The following is a 20,961-nucleotide window of genomic DNA, read 5'->3' as shown; positions in this document are numbered from 1 at the left end:
TCCCCCGGAAAAAAACGTTCGATCGTTTCCTTGAAGCGCAGCCGCCGGCAGAGCGGCGCCGAGGGAGGTGACGATGCTCGTTCCGGCCGATGACTATGCGGGGCTCAAGCGCGCCTTTTCCTGGCAGGTGCCGGCCCGCTTCAACATGGGCGTCGCCTGTGCCGATGCTCATGCGGACGGATCGGGCAAGCCGGCGCTGATCTTCGTGGAGGAGACGGGCGCGGTCCGCTCCTACAGCTTCGACGAGCTGACAGCCCTCACCAACCGTTTCGCCAACGTCCTCGTCGCCAAGGGCCTCCAGCGCGGCGACCGCGTGGCGGTGTTCCTGCCGCAGGCGCCGGAGACGGCCATCGCCCACATCGCCGCCTTCAAGGCGGGGATGATCTCGGTGCCGCTGTTCACCCTGTTCGGCGACGAGGCGCTGGAATTCCGCCTCGCCGCCTCGGGCGCGAAGGTGCTGGTGACGAATCTGGGCGGGCTCGCCAAGCTCATGCGGGTGCGGGACCACCTGCCCGACCTCGCTTATGTCTTCGTCATCGGCCCCGACAGTGGCGGCGCCCTCTCCTTCGACGCGGCGCTGGCGCAGGGCTCGGACCGCTTCACGCCGGTGGATACGGGGCCGGACGATCCCGGCATCATCATCTTCACCTCTGGCACCACTGGAAACCCGAAGGGCGCGCTGCACGGCCATCGGGTGCTGCTGGGGCACCTGCCCTGCATCGAGTTCGTCCACCAATACATGCCGCAGCCGGGCGATCTGCACTGGACGCCGGCCGACTGGGCGTGGATCGGCGGACTGTTCGACGTGCTCTTCCCCTCGCTCTATTTCGGCGTGCCGGTGCTCGCCCACCGGGCGAAGAAGTTCGATCCCGACGCCGCCATGGCGCTGATGGCGGACCATCATGTGCGCAACGTCTTCCTGCCCCCCACCGCGCTGAAGCTGCTGCGGCAGGCGGACGTGAAGCACAGCGGCCTGAAGCTGCGCTCCCTCCTCACCGGCGGCGAGACTCTGGGGGCGGAGCTGGGCGCCTTCGTCGAGGAGCGGCTGGGTGTCGAGGCGCGGGAGATCTACGGGCAGACCGAATGCAATCTCGTGGTCGGCTCCAACTCCAGCTTTTTCCCCATCCGCCCCGGCTCCATGGGCAAGGCCATCCCTGGCCATGACGTGCGCATCGTGGATGACGCGGGCCACGAGCTTCCCTGCGGAACGGAAGGCCACATCGGCATCCGTCGGGGCGATCCGGTGATGATGCTGGAATACTGGAAGAATCCCGAGGCCACCGCGCAGAAATATGCCGGCGACTTCCTTCTCACCGGCGACATGGGCCGGCAGGATGAGGAGGGCTATCTCTGGTATGTCGGCCGCGCCGACGACGTGATCACCTCAGCCGGCTACCGCATCGGCCCCGGTGAGATCGAGGACTGCATCCTCAAGCACCCGGCGGTGGCGCTGGTTGCGGTGGTGGGGGTTCCGGATGCGCTCCGCACGGAGGCGGTGAAGGCGTGGATCGTGCCGAAGCCGGGCGTTGCTCCCTCCGAGGCGCTGGCGAAGGACATCCAGGACTTCGTGAAGACCCGCCTCTCCGCCCACGAATATCCTCGCATCGTCTCCTTCACCGATGCCCTGCCCATGACCGCCACCGGCAAGATTCTGCGCCGCGAACTGCGCGCTCGAGGGTAGCCGGGGAGCGAGCCCCGCATTCCAAGGCAAGACTGCGGCGGATCGCGCCTCAAAGCCGTAAGCCGGCTGTAAGCTTGGCTTCCTAGTGTCCTTGCCAAACGAGGGGGAGGCTTGCGGTGCGCGCGCCCATCGCTTACGGGAGAGGCTGCCTGACGTCCTTAGGCTGGCTGGTCAGCCGGACAGGTAGTGACATTCGACATGGGGGAGGCTTGCGGCACTCTCCCCCACGGTCCCGGAAGGATCTGCGCCGGCTTACCCAGCGCGACCGTACCTTCGACCCATCGTTTCGCAAGGCCGTAGGATAACGCACAAAGAATGCCGGATTCCGCGCCTGCCCCCTTCGGTTCCTCGTCTCCCCGCGGCCCCGGCGCCATCCGGCCGGGCAGCGCCGAGCCCGAATCCGATGCGACGGACGACGTGACCGCCGGCGCGCTGCCCGCGGTGCCGCGGCTGTCCGTCATCGTCCCCACCTTCAACGAACGCGGCAACGTCGAGCGGATGCTCGTCGGCATCGACGGCGCGCTGAAGGGCGTCCCCTACGAGGTGATCTTCGTCGACGACGATTCGCCTGACGGTACGGCAGACACCGTGCGGCAGATCGGCGAGCGGGATCCCCGCGTCCGCTGCATCCGCAGGGTCGGCCGGCGCGGCCTCGCCGGCGCCTGCATCGAGGGGATGCTGGCCGCCCAGGCGCCCCTCGTCGCCGTCATCGACGGCGATCTCCAGCACGATGTGAACGTGCTGCGGACCATGCTCGATCGGTCCCCCGATGCAGACCTCGTGGTTGCCAGCCGCTATGTGGACGGCGGCAGCGCCGATGGGCTGAACCGCCGGCGCGGCGCCATGAGCCGCACGGCCACCGGCATGGCGCGCCGCATCCTCGGCATCAAGACGTCCGACCCCATGAGCGGCTGCTTCCTCATCCGCCGTGCGCTGGTGGAACGCCTCGCGCCCGCCCTCTCGCCCAACGGCTTCAAGATCCTTCTGGACATCATGACAGCAAGCAAGGAACCAATGCGGGTCGTGGAAGTGCCCATGGCCTTCGCCGCCCGTGACGAGGGTGACAGCAAGCTCGACAGCCGCACGATGCTCGATTTCGTCACCCTCCTGATCTTCAAGGTCAGCGGCGGCACCATCTCGCCCCGTTTCGTCTGGTTCTCGGCCGTGGGCGGCGCAGGGCTGGTGCTGCACCTGCTGATGTTGAAGGGCGGACTGCTCGTCGGGCTCGGCTTCGCCGTGGCCCAGTCCATCGCGACCATCGGCGCCATGACGTCGAACTTCGCCATGAACAACGTCTTCACCTATCGCGACCGGCGGGTGAGCGGCCTCGCCATGCTGCCGGCCCTGCTCAAGTTCTACCTGATCTGCGGCGCCGGCGCGGTGGCCAATGTGGGCGTCGCCAGCTGGGTGTTCGAGGGCGGATGGCGCTGGTGGCTCGCGGGCGTTGCGGGCTCCGTGATCGGCGCGGTCTGGAACTTCGCCATGACCTCCCTGTTCGTCTGGGGACCGTCCAAGTGAGCGTATCCATGCCAGGTCTCGCGCGGCCTGGCGTCGGCGACCGGCCTGCAGGCCTCAAGACGCTGCAGGACCGGATTTCCCCCGCCTCGGCCCTTGCCGCCGTGCTCGTTTTCGCACTGGCCGTGCGTCTCCTGTTCGCGGCCACCACCGGCCTCGGCAACGACGAATCCTACACCGTCGTCACCAGCCGCATCCCCGCGCTGAGCTATTTCGACCATCCGCCCATGGCCTGGTGGCTGGCGCATTACTCCGCCGTCCTCTTTGGCTCGGAGGCGCCGCTCGCGGTGCGGGCGCCGTTCCTGTTGCTCTCCACCCTCTCGACCCTGCTCATGTATCTGCTCACGGCCCGGCTGTTCGGCCGCTGGGCCGGGGTGTGGGCGGCGCTGCTGATGGCGTGCGCGCCCGTGCTGGGCCTGACCAGCGCCACCTGGGTGCTGCCGGACGGGCCGCTCATCGCCTTCCTGCTCGCGGGAACGCTGGTGATCGCCCACGTCCTGTTCGACGAGCGGGCCCACCCTGCCCTGTGGCTTCTGGCCGGGGCCCTGGGCGGGCTGGCGCTCCTCTCCAAGTATCACGGCGTCTTCCTGTTCGCCGGAACCTTCCTGTTCCTGCTGCTGTGCCCGCGGCAGCGGAAATGGCTCGGCACCGTGTGGCCCTATGCGGGTGGCGTGGTCGCCCTCGTCCTGTTCTCGCCGGTGATTGCCTGGAACGTCGGCAACGGCTTTGCCTCCCTCGCCTTCCAGAGCGCGCGGGCGTCGGCGGCGGGCTTCCACCCGCTGATGGCGCTGATGGTGGTGGGCGGCATCGCCCTGTTCCTGACGCCCTGGATCTGGGTCGGCCTCGTGGCAGCGGCGGTGCGTGCGCTCAGGGCCCGGCCCGTCAACCCGCGCGCCCTCCTGCTCCTATGCCTCGCGGCCGGGCCGGTGCTGGTGTTTCCGATGGTGGCGGCCTGGTCGGGTGCCAAGCCCTTCTTCCACTGGGCCGCGCCGGGCTATCTCATGCTCTTTCCCCTGCTCGGGCGGGCCACCGCGCAGCGCTGGGCCGCCAACGCCGCGATCCGGGGCTGGACGGTGTGGTCCGCGGGCTTCACGGCGGCGGGCGTGGCCGTGATCGCCACGGTCTCCATGGTGCCTTCCCTCGGCACGGCGGTCTCCGGCACCGGGGGCGACCCGCTGCGGGAACTCGCGACCTGGAGCGACCTCGAAGCCGCCGTGCGGCGCCACGGCCTGACACCCGGCCCCTATGCCTTCGTGGCGACGCCCGTCTGGCATATGGGCGGAAAGGTGGGCTACGCCCTCGGCCCGTCCTGGCCGGTCGCCTGCATGGGCGACGACTGCCGCGGCTTCCTCATGAGCGACATCCAGCATGGCCGCAAAGGCGCCGACGCAGTGCTCGTGCTCGATGTCGCCGGATCGGAAGCCCAGATGAACGCCATGCGTCGGCGCTTCCAGAGCGTCGAGCCGCTGGAAACGGTGGAAATCCGCCACGCCGGGACGATGGTCGCGCTGGTGGTGCTCGCGACCGGGCGCGGCTATCTCGGCGATCCCTCGACGCGATAGGACTGCGAGGGCTACTTTTGGCCGCCCCGGTACCTCCTGTTCACAGAACCGGTCCATGATAGCTTGACCTTGAGCGTCGCGAGTGGGGGCGGGAAGCGGCATGTCCGGGATTTTCGACTGGCTCGAAAAGGGAATGCCGGCGGTGCTCGACGCCATCCCCGTGCCAGTGTTCGTCAAGGACCCGGACAGCCGGTTCATCCTTATCAACCGGCGTTGCGAGGAACAGTGGGGCATCCCGCGCACCGAGGTGGTGGGCGGCACGGGGGAAGGCATCTTCCCGCCGGAACAGGTGATGCGCCTCATGGAGAACGATCGCCGCGCGCTGGAGGGTTCTGCCGTCGCGTGCGACGAGGTGATGCGCAACGTCGCCCTCGGCCAGGATCGCACCCTGCACACGCTGCGGCGCGCCATCCGTGATCAGGTCGGGCGGACGTGCTCCCTGGTGGGCGTGTCCGTCGATATCACCGACATCAGGCGTACGGAGCCTGCCCTGCGCGACAGCGAGGAGAAGCTGCGCGGCCTGTTCGAGCTTTCGCCCCTCGGCATCGTGCTGAACGGAATGGACGGCAGCTACCTCGAGTTCAATTCCGCATTCTGCGCCATCTGCGGCTACAGCCCGGACGAGCTGCGGCGCCTGGACTATTGGACACTGACGCCGACGAAATACGCCGCGCAGGAGCGCGAGCAGCTCGATGCCCTGCTGACCCAGGGCCACTACGGCCCCTACGAGAAGGAATACATCCGCAAGGATGGCAGTCTCGTGCCGCTGCGCCTCACCGGCGTGCGGCTCCATGCCAGCGACGGCGGGTCCTACATCTGGTCCATCGTCGAGGATATCTCCGCCCAGAAGAAGGCGCAGGAGGCGGTCTGGTATCACGCCAATTTCGACGACATCACCGCGCTCCCCAATCGGCGCCTGGTCCACCAGCGGCTGGAGGAGGAGATCGCGCGGGCGCGCGGGACCGGCCGGCGCATGGCGCTGCTGTTCATCGACTTCGACCGCTTCAAGGAGATCAACGACGCCTTCGGCCACGACAAGGGCGACATGCTGTTGAAGGAAGCCGCGCGGCGCCTCGCAGAGCGCCTGAGCGCGGGCGATACGGTCGGCCGGCTGAACGGGGACGAATTCATGATCGTCGCCGCCGAAGACGACATCCGGCGGCTGCGCGAACTGGCGGACGACCTGAGACAGGCACTCGGCGCCCCCTACCGTCTGGGGGCAGACCTCGCCTATTCCTCGGTCAGCATCGGCATCGCCGTGTTCCCGCAGGATGGCGAGAACGCCGAAGCGCTGGTCCGCCATGCCGACCAAGCCATGTACGAGGCCAAGGGGCTGGGCCGCAACCGCTGCCGCTTCTTCCGCAGCGCGCTGCAAGAGGAGGCGACACGGCGCGGCCGCATCGCCAACGAATTGCGCGGCGCCATCGCAGGCGGCCAGTTCCGCCTGTTCTACCAGCCCATCATCGACCTTGGGACGGGCGAGGTGTTGAAGGCTGAGGCGCTGCTGCGCTGGCAGCATCCGCAGATGGGGCTCGTCAGCCCCGCAGAGTTCATCCCGGTGGCCGAGCAGACCGGCGAGATCATCGCCATCGGCCAGTGGGTGTTCGAGGACGTGCTGCGCCAGATCACCGCCTGGGACGCCGCCGGCCTGCCGCCCATCCGCATCGGCGTCAACCGCTCCCCGGTGGAGTTCCGCCAGTCCGCTGACGTGCTGGACGCCTGGGCCGAGCGCCTCGCGGAACATGGACTGTCCGGCCGGCGCATCCTGGTGGAGATCACCGAGGGGCTGCTGGTGGAACTGAGCGACACGGTACGCGACCAGTTCGAGCGGCTGCAGGGAATGGGAATCTCCCTCTCCCTCGACGATTTCGGCACCGGGTACTCATCCCTCGCCTATCTCAGGAAGTTCGACGTCGATTTCCTCAAGATCGACCGCGCCTTCGTGCAGGGCGTCGAGCGCGGCTCCGACGATCTCGCCTTGTGCGAGGCCATCATCGTGATGGCGCAGAAGCTCGGCATCGAAGTGGTCGCCGAGGGCATCGAGACCGAAGACCAGTGCGCACTGCTGGTCACGGCGGGTTGCCGGCTCGGCCAGGGCTTCCTGTTTTCCCGCCCCCTGCCCGCCGATGCCTTCGCCGCCTATCTCCGCGGCGCGGCGCAGCACGGCTGAGGCGGGAAAGACGGGAAAGACGGGCGAGGCAACTCTGGCCTCGCTGTCCCGCAGCCAACACAAACCGCGCGTAGGCGGCCGGGCGGAAGGCGGCCCCGCCTGAGAGCCACGGGAAACGCATTCCCCGCCTCAGAGGCGCCCGTTAGGGGCTCGTGGGCCAGTTCCATGCTTGATCAGATGAAGTCCGAGGGCGGGGCTGCGCAGGCCGATCACAAGCCGCCGACGGCGACGGACCAGAAGACGTCTGCCCGGTCGAGGCTTCGAGACGGCAACCGCCCTCGCACTCACGTTGTGAGCGGAGCAAAGAACCGATTGTTTTGGGATGATAAATGGCGGGAGTGACGGGGCTCGAACCCGCGACCTCCGGCGTGACAGGCCGGCGCTCTAACCAACTGAGCTACACCCCCGGACCGGCGGAAGGTCTTGCCGACCGCCGAGGAGAGCGGCGTGGTACGGCACCCCTCCGCCCAAGTCAAGCAAGCCGCGCATTTTTTGCCGGGAAGTTGTCCACAGCCCCCTTAAGATTGAGCGCTGGCAACGCTTTTCGGCGCTGCCGGCATTGCGTGTTCTGACCGATGTTTGCGGGGATTCGCGAGGAGCGCGGAGGCGCAAACGGCCCACGTTCGCGTGGGTGGAATCGCGGATGCCGACGTGGGGAGAGGATGGAGCTGGACATGGTGGGCGGTGACGGGCTCGAACCGCCGACCCTCTCGGTGTAAACGAGATGCTCTACCAACTGAGCTAACCGCCCGGTCGTCGCAGGACCTTCCGGCGCTATAATCCGCCCAGGCCGCAGCGGCAAGGGTGGGATGCGGCTGGGGCGTGGAACAGCGGCTGCGCGCTGGCGTGGCGCGCGTGCCCGTCCGCCGGACACCTTCAGAAAAAATGGCTTTGGAAAACGTCGGCGCGATGGCCGGATCTCGCGCTTGGCGCGCTGGCGCTTCGTGCGCCCTGAATCCGCGAGGCCGGGGCTCGTCGGATCGGGGACGCTCCGCCCGGTACGGCCGGGCCGGGAGCGTCCGGATAGCCCCCCGGACATCGATCCGGAGAGGCACATGCAGCGGCATCACGGCCGGCGCAGCGCGCGCCCGGGCCGAGAGGGCCGGATCAGTCGTTGACGGCTTCCTTGAGGCCCTTGCCGGGGGTGAACTTCGGCGCCTTGGAAGCCTTGATCTTCACCGGCTTGCCGGTGCGCGGGTTGCGGCCTTCACGGGCAGCGCGCGTCACCACGGAGAAGCTGCCGAAACCGATCAGCTTGACTTCCTCGCCATCCTTGAGCGCCTTGGCGATGATGTCGAAGGTCGCGTCCACAGCCGCAGCCGCAGCGGTCTTCGTCAGCTTCGCCTCTTCGGCCACGGCGGCGATCAGTTCGTTCTTGGTGGTCATCTGACCTTTCCTTCCGTTGTCAGAACGCGAATCGTGCAGGGCTAGCCCTGACGAACGGCGCGAGCATCACGGAAAATAAGGCTTTTGCAAGCGCGATTGGCGCCAAACCCGCACCAATGCACGATTTTGCGCTGTGCGCCTGCGAAGAGCCGGGGCGCAGGCGACACGCAGCGACACGCCGGAAGTCCATTTAAGTCATTGAAAAGACTGAGGGCGTGCCCCGCGCTCCCCGAACGTCCGGGGATGGCGGCGACACGCCCTCTGAAAAAGTTTCAGAAACTGTTGAAACAGGCCGGGTTGCGGACAATCCGGCCTGTTTTTCGCGTCAGTGGGCGACCACGCCCGCGTTGTCCTCGTCAGCGACCGGCGGGTTGTTCACCGGACGCTCTTCCCAGGTGATGGGCTCGGGCGGGCGAACCAGCGCGTTGGCCAGCACCTCGTCCATGCGCGACACCGGCACGATCTCCAGCGCGTTCTTCACGTTGGCCGGGATATCCGCCAGATCCTTGGCGTTCTCCTCGGGGATCAGCACCTTCTTGATGCCGCCGCGCAGGGCCGCAAGGAGCTTCTCCTTGAGACCGCCGATGGGCAGCACCCGGCCGCGCAGGGTGATCTCGCCGGTCATCGCCACGTCGCGACGGACGGGGATGCCGGTGATGACCGACACGATGGCCGTGGCCATGGCCACGCCGGCGGACGGGCCGTCCTTCGGGGTCGCCCCCTCGGGAACGTGGACGTGGATGTCGCGCCGCTCGAACAGGGGCGGCTCGATGCCGAAGTCCACCGCCCGCGAGCGGACGTAGGACGCCGCCGCGGAGATGCTCTCCTTCATCACGTCACGCAGATTGCCCGTGACCGTCATCTTGCCCTTGCCGGGCATCATGAGGCCCTCAATGGTCAGCAGCTCGCCGCCCACCTCGGTCCAGGCGAGGCCGGTGACGACACCCACCTGGTCCTCGCTCTCCACCTCGCCGTAGCGGAAGCGCGGGGCGCCGATGAAGTCCTCGAGATTCTTGCCCGTGACCTTCACCGACTTCTTCTTGGAGAGCATGAGCTCCTTCACCGCCTTGCGGGCGAGGGTGGAGATCTCACGCTCGAGGTTGCGCACGCCCGCTTCCCGCGTGTAGCGGCGGATGAGCAGGAGCAGGGCCTCGTTGTCGATGGTCCACTCCTTCTCGGTCATGCCGTGCTTCTGGAGCGAGTTGGGGATCAGGTGCTTGCGCGCGATCTCCACCTTCTCGTCTTCCGTGTAGCCGGCGATGCGGATCACCTCCATGCGGTCCAGAAGGGCCGGCGGGATGTTCAGCGTGTTCGCCGTGGTCACGAACATGACGTTCGAGAGGTCGTAATCCACCTCAAGATAGTGGTCGTTGAAGGTGTGGTTCTGCTCGGGGTCGAGAACCTCGAGCAGGGCCGAGGACGGATCGCCGCGGAAGTCGGCGCCCATCTTGTCGATCTCGTCCAGCAGGAACAGCGGGTTGGACTTCTTGGCCTTGCGCATGGACTGGATGATCTTGCCCGGCATGGACCCGATGTAGGTCCGCCGGTGGCCACGGATCTCCGCCTCGTCGCGCACGCCGCCGAGGGCCACGCGCACGAACTCACGGCCCGTCGCCTTGGCGATGGACTTGCCGAGCGAGGTCTTGCCGACGCCCGGAGGGCCGACAAGGCACAGGATGGGCCCGGTGAGCTTGTTGGCGCGGCTCTGGACCGCCAGGTACTCGACGATGCGCTCCTTGACCTTGTCGAGGCCGTGGTGATCGCTGTCGAGAATCTCCTGGGCGTAGTTCAGATCCTTCTTGACCTTGCTCTTCACGCCCCACGGGATGGAGAGCAGCCAATCCAGATAGTTGCGCACGACGGTGGCTTCGGCCGACATGGGCGACATCTGGCGGAGCTTCTTCAGCTCGTGCGTCGCCTTCTCACGGGCTTCCTTGGTGAGCTTGGTCCGCTTGATGCGGTCCTCCAGCTCCTGCAGGTCGTCCTTGCCGTCCTCGTCGCCCAGCTCCTTCTGGATCGCCTTCATCTGCTCGTTCAGGTAGTACTCGCGCTGGGTCTTCTCCATCTGCCGCTTCACGCGGGTCCGGATGCGCTTCTCCACCTGGAGCACGGAGATCTCGCTCTCCATCAGGCCGAGCACCTTCTCGAGGCGATCGGGAACCTTCAGGGTTTCGAGCACGCCCTGCTTCTCGGGAATCTTCACCGCGAGATGCGAGGCCACCGTGTCGGCGAGCTTGGAATGGTCGTCGATCTGGCTGACGACGCCGACCACCTCGGGCGACACCTTCTTGTTGAGCTTCACATAGTTCTCGAACTCGGTGACCACCGAGCGCGCGAGCGCCTCGCCTTCGACGCGGTCTCCGACCTCGTCGTCGAGCGTGATGGCCTCGGCCTCGTAGAGGTCGGTCCGCTCGGTATAGCGGGTCACCTGGGCGCGGCTGACGCCCTCGACCAGCACCTTCACGGTGCCGTCGGGCAGCTTCAGCAGCTGCAGCACGGTCGCGAGCGTGCCCACCGGGAAAATGGCCTCGGGGGCCGGATCGTCATCCGACGCATTTTCCTGGGTGGCGAGCAGGATATAGGTATCGCCGCGCATGACCTCTTCGAGGGCGCGAATGGACTTCTCGCGACCCACGAACAGGGGGACGATCATGTGGGGAAACACCACGATGTCGCGAAGCGGGAGGACCGGGAAGGTCTGGGACACTCCGGCAACGAGCGGCGGGCGCGGCTTCTGGCTCGTCATGACGCAATCCTTTCAAGAAGTGCACGCGCTGGATTTGGGCGCAGAACTGCGTTGCCGCGCGTGCACGCGGCCGGAGACGGGTGTGGATTTTCAATGCTGAAGCGGCTTTCGCCGCAGGAGGCACGAGGTCCGACCCCCGAGACCGGAACTTTCGAAAAGTAGATGGACACGCAACCTGCCCGTTTCAAGGGCACACCATTGACCTCTTTGGAGGATTGGCCCTCGCGGGCAAACGCCCCGAGAAGAGGGCGGACCGGCGCCACGGCCCCGGCCGTCATCTCCCGCCTCATGCCCCGGGCCCTGACCCGAACCGGGACCATCCGCCGGCCGGAAAGGGTCCGGGCCGGTTGAACTCCGGTCGCGTCCCGCCCTCTCCCGAAACCGCGAGGTCTGGGGAGAGGCGCGGGGCCCGACACGTCACGCACTGGCGCCTGCGTCGCCGACGCGATCGGCGTAGATGTAGAGCGGGCGCGCATTCTGCTCGACGACTTCCCGGCTGATCACCACTTCCTCGACCCCCTCCAGACCGGGGAGATCGAACATGGTGTCCAGCAGGATGCCTTCCATGATGGACCTGAGGCCACGGGCACCGGTCTTGCGCTCGATCGCCTTGCGGGCGATGGCGCCGAGGGCCTCCTCGTGGATGGTGAGGTCGACACTCTCCATCTCGAACAGCCGCTGGTACTGCTTGACCAGGGCGTTCTTCGGCTCGGAGAGGATCTTCTTCAGCGCCTCCTCGTCGAGATCACCCAGCGTCGCCAGCACGGGCAGGCGGCCGATGAACTCGGGGATGAGGCCGTACTTCAGCAGATCCTCGGGCTCGACCTCGCGGAACACCTCGCCGGGACGACGATCCTCGGGCGGCGCCACCTTGGCCTGGAAGCCGATGGAGGTGGAGCCCTTGGAGCGGGACGAGATGATCTTGTCGAGGCCGGCGAAGGCACCGCCGCAGATGAAGAGGATGTTGGTGGTGTCCACCTGCAGGAATTCCTGCTGGGGATGCTTGCGGCCCCCCTGGGGAGGAACGGACGCGACCGTGCCTTCCATGATCTTCAGCAGGGCCTGCTGCACGCCCTCGCCCGAGACATCGCGGGTGATGGACGGATTGTCGGATTTGCGACTGATCTTGTCGATCTCGTCGATGTAGACGATGCCGCGCTGCGCCCGCTCGACATTGTAGTCGGCAGCCTGGAGCAGCTTGAGGATGATGTTCTCCACGTCCTCGCCCACGTAGCCGGCCTCGGTCAGCGTGGTGGCGTCGGCCATGGTGAAGGGCACGTCGAGGATGCGCGCCAGCGTCTGCGCGAGCAGCGTCTTGCCGGAGCCGGTGGGCCCGATCAGCAGGATGTTGGACTTCGCGAGTTCCACGTCGCCGTGCTTGGTGGCGTGGTTGAGACGCTTGTAGTGGTTGTGCACCGCGACGGAGAGGACCTTCTTCGCGTGGTCCTGGCCGATGACATAGTCATCGAGGACCTTGCGGATCTCCTTCGGGGTCGGGATTCCATCCCGCGACTTCACCAGAGAGGACTTCGACTCTTCCCGGATGATGTCCATGCACAACTCGACGCATTCGTCGCAGATGAACACGGTGGGTCCGGCGATGAGCTTCCTGACCTCATGCTGGCTTTTGCCGCAGAACGAGCAATAAAGCGTGTTCTTGCTGTCGCTGCCGCCGGTCTTGCTCATCTCACGTCTCCTAACGCCCTCACGAACCGGACATTTGGACCGGCCGTCCCGTCAGGGCCTCTTATGGGTTTTGCACGAAGCAAAAACCTCGCCAAACCCGAATGTGGTGATCGACTTTGCAAAAGCCAATCACCCTGAGGCGACGCGATCAAGGCAGGCTGGCGACATTCCCCAGACCAAGGGATGCACCGCCGCCGACCCTGGGGTCGCGCCGTCCGCCGATCGTCTGCCCACGACCTTTCGCAAATCTGAACCCGGAACTCATTACGAACTCCGGACCCCGATGGTTCATGGCCCTGAAACGCGAAGGCCCCCACCATCAGGCGGGGGCCGACAACGCGGCATCCGATGCCGGCTTAACGACATGCAAGCGCGATCTTGCACCGCACGCAAGTGGGGCAATGCGAGAACGCCGGACGTGTTGCCCAACTATCGCTATCGCCCCGCCCGGCCTTGCGGCCAAGCTCGTGCTCGACCTCAGGCGGCCTTGGCGGCCTCGTCGGTCGGGCGCTTGTCGATCACGGAATCGATGAGCCCGAACTCCTTGGCCGCCTCGGAGGTCATGAAGTTGTCGCGCTCGAGGGCGTTCTCGATGGCCTCGAAGGGCTGGCCGGTGTGCTTCACATAGATTTCATTCAGCCGCTTCTTGAGGCTGAGGATTTCCTGCGCGTGAAGCATGATGTCCGTCACCTGGCCCTGGAAGCCGCCAGACGGCTGGTGGACCATGATTCGGGCGTTCGGCAGCGCGAATCGCATCCCCTTCTCGCCCGCGGTCAGCAGCAGCGAGCCCATGGAGGCCGCCTGGCCGATGCAGAGCGTCGACACCGCCGGCTTGATGAACTGCATGGTGTCGTAGATGGCGAGGCCCGACGTCACCACTCCCCCGGGGGAGTTGATGTACATCGAGATTTCCTTCTTCGGATTGTCCGCCTCGAGGAACAGCAGCTGCGCCACCGCGAGGGTGGCCATGCCGTCCTCGACCGGGCCGGTCAGGAAAAGGATGCGCTCCTTCAGGAGGCGGGAAAAGATGTCGTAGGACCGCTCGCCACGGTTGGTCTGCTCGACCACCATGGGGATCAGGTAATTCATATAAGTATCGACTGGATCACGCATCTTAAGACCCCCGGGGGCGCATAGGGAGGGCGCGGGTAGAGGCACGCCGCTGCCGGCGTGCCGCGCGAATTCGTCGCAGGACGGATCGCGACCCGAGCCTCAGGCCGCCTTCTCGTCCTCGTCATCCTTGAAGAGCTCTTCCTTGGTGACCGTCTTCTCGGTCACGTTGGCAAGCTCCAGGAGGAAGTCGACGACCTTCTCCTCGAACAGGGGGGCGCGCACGGACGCCAGAGCCTCGGGGGTGCGGCGGTAATAGTCCCACACCTGCTGCTCCTGGCCGGGGAACTGGCGGGCCCGTTCGACCACCGCGCGCGTCACCTCGTCGTCGGAAACCTGGATATTGTTGCGCTCCCCGATTTCCGCAAGCACCAGGCCGAGGCGCACGCGACGCTCGGCGATGCGACGGTAGTCCTGGCGGGCCTCGTCCTCGGTGGTGCCTTCATCGGCGAAGGTGCGGTTCTGGGCGGCGAGATCCTCGTTCACCCGGCTCCACACGCCGTAGAATTCCTGCTCCACGAGGCCTTCCGGCACGTCGAACTTGTGAGTCGCGTCGAGGCCGTCGAGCAAAGCGCGCTTCACCTTCTGGCGGGCGGCGCCGGCATATTCCTGCGCGATGCGGGCCTTCACGGTCTCGCGGAGCTTCTCGAGGCTCTCCTGGCCGAGGGTCGCGGCGAAGGCGTCATCGAGCGCGATGGCGCCGGGCGCGTCGACGGACTTCACGGTGACTTCGAAGGTCGCGGCCTTGCCGGCGAGTTCCTTGGCGGCGTAGCCCTCGGGGAAGGTCACGTTGAGGGTGCGGTTCTCACCGGCGGAGGCGCCGACGAGCTGCTCCTCGAAGCCGGGGATGAAGCCCTTGGAGCCGAGCAGGACGTCGATGTCCTGGCCCTCGCCGCCCTGGAACTTCTCGCCGTCCACATAGCCGGTGAAGTCGATGGTCAGGCGGTCGCCGTCGGCGGCCGGGCCTTCCTTCGTGGCGAAGGGGCGGTTGGCGTCGGCGATACGCTGCACCGCCTCGTCCACCTCGGCCTCGGTCACTTCGACCACCGGCTTCTCGACGGAGATGTCCTTGAAGTTGCCGAGCTCGATCTTCGGCAGGATCTCCAGCTCTACGTCGTAGGCGAGGTCCTTGCCGCCATCGAGCAGGGTCTGGAACTGCGGGTCCTCCTCGGGACCCTTGATCCGGGGCTGGAGCGCGAGCTTGAAGCCGTGCTCCTCGACGATCTTGCCGTTGGTCTCGTTGACGGTCTGCTCGATGATCTCGGACATCACGGACTTGCCGTAGACGCGCTTGAGATGGGCCACGGGCACCTTGCCGGGGCGGAAGCCGTTCAGCTTCACCTGGCCCTTGAGCTCGTTGAGCCGGGCGTCGGCCCGGGCGTCGAGGTCGGCGGCGGACACCACCACACGGAAAGCGCGCTTGAGGCCCTCGGCCCCGGTCTCGGTCACCTGCATCGTCTTGCCTTCACATCCTCATCGCGCCAGGCGCGTTAACTTGAATTCAGCGCTGTCACCGGCATCCCGCGGCAATCGCCGGAGGCCGCGCGGCACGGTGGACCTGCCCCGACCGGACCGCCTTGCGGCGACCGACGCGCGGGCTTGCGGCGGCATTGGTGCGGGCGGAGGGTTTCGAACCCCCACGACTTGCGTCACGGGAACCTAAATCCCGCGCGTCTACCAGTTCCGCCACGCCCGCGGCCCCGTCTCGCCAAAGGCCCGTCGCGCCCAAAGGCCCGTCATGCCTGCGAGGTGTCGCCGGGCACGGGAACGGCACCGAAGCGCTTGAGCGCACGACGCCTCCGGGCACAGCTCCACCGCTCGCGCACGAGGCCGCACGCGCCGTTCGGGTCGCGGCTTATATCATGCCCGTGCGGCCGCGCAGCAAGAAAATGGCGCCCGCAACCGCACGCTCCCCATGGCGCTCGCCTCACGGCACGACGCCGCATCTCCGCCCGCGAAGCCGGCCGGCGGAGCGTATGGCCCGGCGGGCGGAAGATTGAGAGCTGCCAAGCTCCCGCTCGCAGACACGATCAACGGACACCCGGCGCCGACGGCGCGGTCCGTGCCGCGGCGCTGGGGAGAGCGCGAGCAAAGCCGCTTGCCCTTTTTCCGGCCGCGTAACATGGTCCACCCACCCCGCCAGGAGATGCAGCGTGAGCCCGTCGATTCCCTCTCGTCGCAACGTTCTCAAGGGGGCTGCGGCCCTGTCGTTCGCCGGCGCTGCCGGTGCCCTGTTGCCGGACTGGGCGTTGGCGCAGGGCCAGGGCGCTAGCCCTGTGGCGCTCGCGGCCGCGGAAGGCAGCCGGCCGGAGATCGCCGGCCAGGGCAACCTTGCGCTCTTCAACGATTCTCTGCCGGGTCCTGTCCTTCGCGTGACGAAGGGGAGCGAGCTTCAGGTCCAGTTCGCCAATGCGCTCAAGGAGAGCGTGGCCCTCACGTGGCAGGGCGTGCGGATGCCGGCGGATGCCGCGGCTTCCGCTGCCGTCGCGGGCGGGCAGAACAAGCTCATCCGGCTCACGCCCAAGGATGCCGGCACCTTCTGGTACCACGCGACATCCCCGGCGCTCGCCCGCCGCGCGCTCTCCGGCGCGCTCATCGTGGCCGAGCCCGGAACCCCGGCCTACGCTTCGGACAATCTCCTGTTCATTCAGTCGTTTCCGCCCGAGAGCGGGGTGCCGATCTTCCCGGTGAACGGCGAGTTCTCGCCGACCTTCCAGGGCCCTGCAAGCGGCCGCAGCCGGCTGCGGCTCGTCAACGCCACGCCCCTGTTCCTGCGCCTCCGCCTGAAGGGCCCGGCGGCCTACGCCATCGCCATCGACGGGCAACCGGTCGCCCAGCCGTTCGAATTGAAGGATGGCCGCCTCCAGATGCCGCCGGGCGGGCGGATGGATGTCGCCGCCACCATCGACGACGCGGATGCCACCATCATCGAGGTCGAGACCGCCCAGGAGCCGATCCGGCTCGCGGTGGTCACGCCCGTCGGCCCCGCCGGCCCGATGCCGTCCGGCCCGCCCGCTCCGCTCCCGGCGAATGATTTGCCGGCTGATATTCCCCTCAAGGACGCCGTTCGTGTAGAACTGCCCATCGGGGGGAAGAGCGGCGCCCCGGCCTCGCTCGGCACCGTGAAGTCAGGCAAGGCAATGGTTCTGACCCTGGCCAACAGCCTCGACGCTCCCGTTTCAGTCTATGTCGCCGGCCATGCGGTGCGGCTGCTTGATAGCCTCGACGATGGCTGGAAGCCGTGGTGGCACGACACAGTTCCTGTGCCGGCTAAAGCGACAGTAAGGGCGGCCCTTCTGGCCCAAGCGACCGGGACATGGAGCGTCACGGCGCAACGGGGCGGCGATGGCGAGGTGGTCGCCTCGGCCACCTATCAGGTCACGGCCTGACCGGTTTTCCCTGTCGAATCACAAATCTATCCCGCCGGGACCACCCGGCGGCCGGGCGCATGCGCTCCGCTGCTGCACGCGAGGACGTCACGGGCCAGACGAGGCGTTCGCTCTGATTCGTTTTCGGACGTCAAGCTTTTTCGATGGCGGCATATAGCCGGCTATAGACCCCACGCAGACCCTCGGGCAGATCGTCGGCGATGAGCCCCGGCCCCGCCTCGCGGGCGGCCTCTCCGTGAAGCCACACGGCAGCGCACGCCGCCTCGAAGGGCGGCATGCCCTGCGCCAGCAGGCCGCCGGCGATGCCGGCCAGCACATCCCCTGCCCCAGCTGTCGCCAGATAGGCCGGCGCGTTCTCCGCGATGGCGGCACGTCCGTCGGGATGGGCGATCACCGTGTCGGCGCCCTTCAGCACCACCACGGCCCCGAGCCTGCGCGCGGCGGCACGGGTGCGGGCGAGCTTGGAGGGTGCCTCCAGCACCTCCCCGTCGCCACGGAACATGCGGGCGAACTCCCCCTCATGCGGCGTGACGATGAGGCCATCGCTGCACGCGGCCACGGCCGCCAGAGCCCAGGGCACGCCCTCGTAGCTGGTCAAGGCATCGGCATCGAGCACCAGGCGCCGCCCCGGGGCGGCCACGTCGATCTTGGCCCGCGTCTGCTCACCGCCGCCGAGGCCCGGCCCGAGCACCACCGTGTTCAGGCGCCGGTCGGCCAGCAGTTCCGCCAACTCCCCTGCCCCGTCCACCGGGCGGGGCATGATGGCGGCATAGGAGGCGGCCTGCAGCGGCAGGGCATCCCGCGGCAGGGCGATGGTGACGAGCCCGGCGCCGGCCCGCAGCGCCCCGCGGGCGGAGAGGCGGGCGGCGCCGGAGGTCCAGGCCGGTCCACTCACCACGACGGCATGGCCGCGGGAATATTTGTGCCCGCCGGCGGTGGGAACAGGGAAGGCGTCGCGCCAGAGGGCCGGCATGTCGACGAACGTCTGCGGGCGAATCGCATCCAGCGCCTCGTCAGGAATGCCGACGTCTGCCACCCGCACCCGGCCGCACAGGCTGCGCCCCGGCTCCAGCAGATGCCCCGGCTTGCGCCGGAAGAAAGTGACCGTCTCCACCGCCTGCGCCGCCGCGCCGCGCACCTTGCCGGTGGCGCCATCGAGACCCGATGGCAGGTCCACGGCGACGATGGGCTTGCCGGACTGCGCCATGCGCTCCACCAGCGCCCGTGCCGCGCCATCGAGGTCGCGGGCGAGGCCGGCGCCGAACAGGGCATCCACGATGACGCCCGCCTCGTCGAGATCGACGGCGGCCGGCTCCTCAACCGCGCCGCGCCAGCGCTCGGCGGCCCGGCGCGCGTCGCCTGTGAGCTTGTCGCGGTCCCCCAGCAGGGCGAGGCGCACCTTGAAGCCCCGCTGCGCCAGCACACGCGCGGCGACGAATCCGTCGCCGCCGTTATTCCCCGGCCCGCAGAGCACGAGGATGCGCGTGGGATAGGGGTAGCGCGCGACCGCATCGGCCACGGCGGTGCCGGCGCGGTCCATCAGCGTCAAGGACGGCGTGCCCATTTCGACGGCGAACTTGTCCGCGCGCGCCATTTCGTGTGGATCAAGCAGTGCGTACACCGATGCCCCCGTCCTCAGATGCTCAGATCATGCTCACGTCGGCGAACTGAAAATCCGCAGGTAAGCCCAATATTTCATCACATCGACTAAGAAATATGCACATCATCCGACCAGCGCTGCCTGTCTTCTGCATGGGCAAATGACGCAAGGCATGGCACATATCATGCTTACAAATGGCGTCTCGACCGTACGGCGGCGGATCGGGTCAGGGAGACGGAGCGGATGAAGAAGATCGAGGCAATCATCAAGCCCTTCAAGCTCGATGAGGTGAAGGAAGCCCTCCAGGACGTCGGTCTGCAAGGCATTACCGTTACGGAGGCCAAGGGATTCGGCCGCCAGAAGGGCCATACGGAGCTCTACCGCGGTGCCGAATATGTGGTCGATTTCCTGCCTAAGGTGAAAATCGAGGTTGTCCTCTCCGACGATATGGTAGATCGAGCCGTCGATGCCATTCGCCGCGCGGCCCAGACCGGGCGGATCGGAGACGGGAAGATCTTCGTGTCGTCCATCGAAGAGGCGATCCGTATCCGGACCGGCGAATCCGGCCTCGACGCGATCTGACGCGTCCAAAACAAACCGTCCAAGAAACGAACTGCAGGCCAGCAGAAAGGTAGCAATCCCCATGACGACCAAGACGGCCAAGGACGTCCTCGACCTCATCAAGAGCGAGGACGTGAAATATGTCGACCTGCGCTTCACCGATCCGCGCGGCAAGTGGCAGCATGTCACGTTCGACATCAGCATGGTCGACGAGGAATTCCTGACCGAAGGCACCGCCTTCGACGGTTCGTCCATCGCCGGCTGGAAGGCCATCAACGAGTCCGACATGCTGCTCATGCCGGATCCGACGACCACCTGCATCGACCCCTTCTTCTCGGAGACCACGCTCTCCATCGTCTGCGACGTGCTGGAGCCCACCACGGGCCAGCCCTATGGCCGCGACCCCCGCTCCATCGCCCGGAAGGCCGAGGCCTATGCCAAGTCCACCGGCGTGGGCGACGCGGTGTATTTCGGCCCCGAGGCCGAGTTTTTCATCTTCGACGACGTGCGCTTCAAGGCGGACCCATACAACACCGGCTTCAAGCTCGACTCCATCGAGCTGCCGACGAACGGCGACACCGAGTATGAGGGCGGCAACCTCGGCCACCGCGTGAAGACCAAGGGCGGCTACTTCCCCGTGCCCCCCATCGACTCGGCGCAGGACATGCGCTCCGAGATGCTGGCCGCCATGGCCAAGATGGGCGCCAAGGTGGAGAAGCACCACCACGAGGTGGCTTCCGCCCAGCACGAGCTCGGCCTCAAGTTCGGCTCGCTCGTGACGATGGCCGACCACCTGCAGGTCTACAAGTACTGCATCCACCAGGTGGCGAACATCTACGGCAAGACGGCGACCTTCATGCCGAAGCCGGTGTTCGGCGACAACGGCTCGGGCATGCACGTGCACCAGTCGATCTGGAAGGAGGGCAAGCCCCTCTTCGCCGGCGACAAGTATGCCGACCTCTCCGAGTACTGCCTGTGGTACATCGGCGGCATCATCAAGCACGCCAAGTCGCTGAACGCCTTCACCAACCCGCTGACCAACTCCTACAAGCGTCTGGTCCCGGGCTATGAGGCCCCCGTGCTGCTCGCCTATTCGGCGCGCAACCGTTCGGCGTCCTGCCGCATCCCCTACACCAACAACCCGAAGGCCAAGCGCGTCGAGGTTCGCTTCCCCGATCCCGGCGCGAACCCCTACCTCGCCTTCGCGGCCCTGTTCATGGCGGGCATGGACGGCATCCTGAACCGGATCGACCCCGGCCAGGCCATGGACAAGGATCTCTACGACCTGCCCCCGGCCGAGCTGAAGCAGATCCCCACCGTCTGCGGCTCGCTCCGCGAGGCGCTCGCCTCCCTCGAGGCGGATCACGAGTACCTGCTGAAGGGCGACGTGTTCCAGAAGGACTTCATCGAGTCCTACATCGACCTGAAGATGGCCGAGGTGATGCGCTTCGAGATGACGCCGCACCCGGTCGAGTTCGAGATGTACTACTCGGTCTGATCGACCTTCCTCCCAAAGCAGAACGGGCGCCCTTCGGGGCGCCCGTTTTCGTTTGTG

Annotated in this window: 13 protein-coding genes and 3 tRNA genes; 7 read left to right on the top strand and 9 right to left on the bottom strand. The window is 67.0% G+C overall.

Annotated features, from left to right (window positions below; all coding sequences use genetic code 11):
* The first annotated feature begins 73 nt into the window (after positions 1-73).
* The 4 genes from EJ105_RS06440 (at position 74) to EJ105_RS06425 (ending at position 6,928) form a co-directional block, all read left to right on the top strand.
* Positions 74-1,681 (top strand): acyl-CoA synthetase, encoded by a 1,608-nt coding sequence (locus tag EJ105_RS06440; RefSeq protein ID WP_250165683.1) that lies wholly within the window; start codon positions 74-76, stop codon positions 1,679-1,681.
* Positions 1,682-1,996: 315 nt separating this feature from the next.
* Positions 1,997-3,199, top strand: a complete 1,203-nt coding sequence (locus EJ105_RS06435) for a glycosyltransferase (RefSeq protein WP_284145330.1) — start codon at positions 1,997-1,999, stop codon at positions 3,197-3,199.
* Between the two features lie 8 nt (positions 3,200-3,207).
* Entirely contained in the window at positions 3,208-4,758 is a 1,551-nt protein-coding gene (locus EJ105_RS06430; RefSeq protein WP_250165682.1) for a glycosyltransferase family 39 protein, read from the top strand.
* Positions 4,759-4,858: 100 nt separating this feature from the next.
* Positions 4,859-6,928 (top strand): putative bifunctional diguanylate cyclase/phosphodiesterase, encoded by a 2,070-nt coding sequence (locus tag EJ105_RS06425; protein WP_250165681.1) that lies wholly within the window; start codon positions 4,859-4,861, stop codon positions 6,926-6,928.
* Positions 6,929-7,258: 330 nt separating this feature from the next.
* Here EJ105_RS06425 and EJ105_RS06420 read toward each other — a convergent pair.
* The 8 genes from EJ105_RS06420 to EJ105_RS06385 form a co-directional block, all read right to left on the bottom strand.
* Positions 7,259-7,335, bottom strand: a tRNA-Asp gene (locus EJ105_RS06420).
* 268 nt (positions 7,336-7,603) lie between these two features.
* Positions 7,604-7,679: transfer RNA gene (locus EJ105_RS06415), tRNA-Val, on the bottom strand.
* 356 nt (positions 7,680-8,035) lie between these two features.
* Positions 8,036-8,314: an HU family DNA-binding protein gene (locus tag EJ105_RS06410; RefSeq protein ID WP_024278722.1), complete on the bottom strand. Its 279-nt coding sequence runs from the start codon at positions 8,312-8,314 to the stop codon at positions 8,036-8,038.
* A gap of 325 nt (positions 8,315-8,639) precedes the next feature.
* The gene (gene lon / locus EJ105_RS06405) at positions 8,640-11,060 is read right to left on the bottom strand and encodes an endopeptidase La (protein ID WP_024278721.1); all 2,421 of its coding nucleotides are present in this window, start codon (positions 11,058-11,060) and stop codon (positions 8,640-8,642) included.
* Between the two features lie 417 nt (positions 11,061-11,477).
* The gene (clpX, locus tag EJ105_RS06400) at positions 11,478-12,746 is read right to left on the bottom strand and encodes an ATP-dependent Clp protease ATP-binding subunit ClpX (protein ID WP_024278720.1); all 1,269 of its coding nucleotides are present in this window, start codon (positions 12,744-12,746) and stop codon (positions 11,478-11,480) included.
* A 477-nt stretch (positions 12,747-13,223) separates the two neighbouring features.
* Positions 13,224-13,859: an ATP-dependent Clp endopeptidase proteolytic subunit ClpP gene (gene clpP, locus EJ105_RS06395; protein ID WP_024278719.1), complete on the bottom strand. Its 636-nt coding sequence runs from the start codon at positions 13,857-13,859 to the stop codon at positions 13,224-13,226.
* Positions 13,860-13,958: 99 nt separating this feature from the next.
* A complete protein-coding gene (tig, locus tag EJ105_RS06390) occupies positions 13,959-15,311 on the bottom strand; it encodes a trigger factor (protein WP_029558810.1) in 1,353 nt (450 codons plus the stop codon).
* A 156-nt stretch (positions 15,312-15,467) separates the two neighbouring features.
* Positions 15,468-15,552 (bottom strand) — tRNA-Leu (locus EJ105_RS06385).
* Positions 15,553-16,009: 457 nt separating this feature from the next.
* Here EJ105_RS06385 and EJ105_RS06380 point away from each other — a divergent pair.
* Positions 16,010-17,245 carry a multicopper oxidase family protein gene (locus EJ105_RS06380; RefSeq protein ID WP_250165680.1) on the top strand — a complete coding sequence of 412 codons (1,236 nt, stop codon included), beginning with the start codon at positions 16,010-16,012 and terminating at the stop codon, positions 17,243-17,245.
* A 130-nt stretch (positions 17,246-17,375) separates the two neighbouring features.
* Here EJ105_RS06380 and EJ105_RS06375 read toward each other — a convergent pair whose 3' ends face one another.
* A complete protein-coding gene (locus tag EJ105_RS06375) occupies positions 17,376-18,839 on the bottom strand; it encodes an NAD(P)H-hydrate dehydratase (RefSeq protein WP_250165679.1) in 1,464 nt (487 codons plus the stop codon).
* Between the two features lie 249 nt (positions 18,840-19,088).
* Here EJ105_RS06375 and EJ105_RS06370 point away from each other — a divergent pair, with 249 nt between their 5' ends.
* Together EJ105_RS06370 and glnA are read left to right on the top strand one after the other, a co-directional pair.
* A complete protein-coding gene (locus EJ105_RS06370; protein WP_012115561.1) occupies positions 19,089-19,427 on the top strand; it encodes a P-II family nitrogen regulator in 339 nt (112 codons plus the stop codon).
* A gap of 61 nt (positions 19,428-19,488) precedes the next feature.
* Entirely contained in the window at positions 19,489-20,904 is a 1,416-nt protein-coding gene (gene glnA / locus EJ105_RS06365) for a type I glutamate--ammonia ligase (protein WP_024278715.1), read from the top strand.
* Positions 20,905-20,961: the final 57 nt, after the last annotated feature.

Origin of the sequence: Xanthobacter aminoxidans (assembly GCF_023571765.1) — a bacterium.
Lineage (GTDB): Bacteria > Pseudomonadota > Alphaproteobacteria > Rhizobiales > Xanthobacteraceae > Xanthobacter > Xanthobacter aminoxidans.
Note: the sequence above shows the minus strand (reverse complement) of the source record. Positions and strands in the feature narration are given on the sequence as shown.

Bases quoted from the DNA above. Each gene is read 5' to 3' on its own strand.
- EJ105_RS06440 (WP_250165683.1), top strand. From the start codon at position 74: ATGCTCGTTCCGGCCGATGACTATGCGGGGCTCAAGCGCGCCTTTTCC.
- EJ105_RS06435 (WP_284145330.1), top strand. From the start codon at position 1,997: ATGCCGGATTCCGCGCCTGCCCCCTTCGGTTCCTCGTCTCCCCGCGGC.
- EJ105_RS06430 (WP_250165682.1), top strand. From the start codon at position 3,208: ATGCCAGGTCTCGCGCGGCCTGGCGTCGGCGACCGGCCTGCAGGCCTC.
- EJ105_RS06425 (WP_250165681.1), top strand. From the start codon at position 4,859: ATGTCCGGGATTTTCGACTGGCTCGAAAAGGGAATGCCGGCGGTGCTC.
- EJ105_RS06410 (WP_024278722.1), bottom strand. From the start codon at position 8,314: ATGACCACCAAGAACGAACTGATCGCCGCCGTGGCCGAAGAGGCGAAG.
- lon (WP_024278721.1), bottom strand. From the start codon at position 11,060: ATGACGAGCCAGAAGCCGCGCCCGCCGCTCGTTGCCGGAGTGTCCCAG.
- clpX (WP_024278720.1), bottom strand. From the start codon at position 12,746: ATGAGCAAGACCGGCGGCAGCGACAGCAAGAACACGCTTTATTGCTCG.
- clpP (WP_024278719.1), bottom strand. From the start codon at position 13,859: ATGCGTGATCCAGTCGATACTTATATGAATTACCTGATCCCCATGGTG.
- tig (WP_029558810.1), bottom strand. From the start codon at position 15,311: ATGCAGGTGACCGAGACCGGGGCCGAGGGCCTCAAGCGCGCTTTCCGT.
- EJ105_RS06375 (WP_250165679.1), bottom strand. From the start codon at position 18,839: ATGGCGCGCGCGGACAAGTTCGCCGTCGAAATGGGCACGCCGTCCTTG.
- EJ105_RS06370 (WP_012115561.1), top strand. From the start codon at position 19,089: ATGAAGAAGATCGAGGCAATCATCAAGCCCTTCAAGCTCGATGAGGTG.
- glnA (WP_024278715.1), top strand. From the start codon at position 19,489: ATGACGACCAAGACGGCCAAGGACGTCCTCGACCTCATCAAGAGCGAG.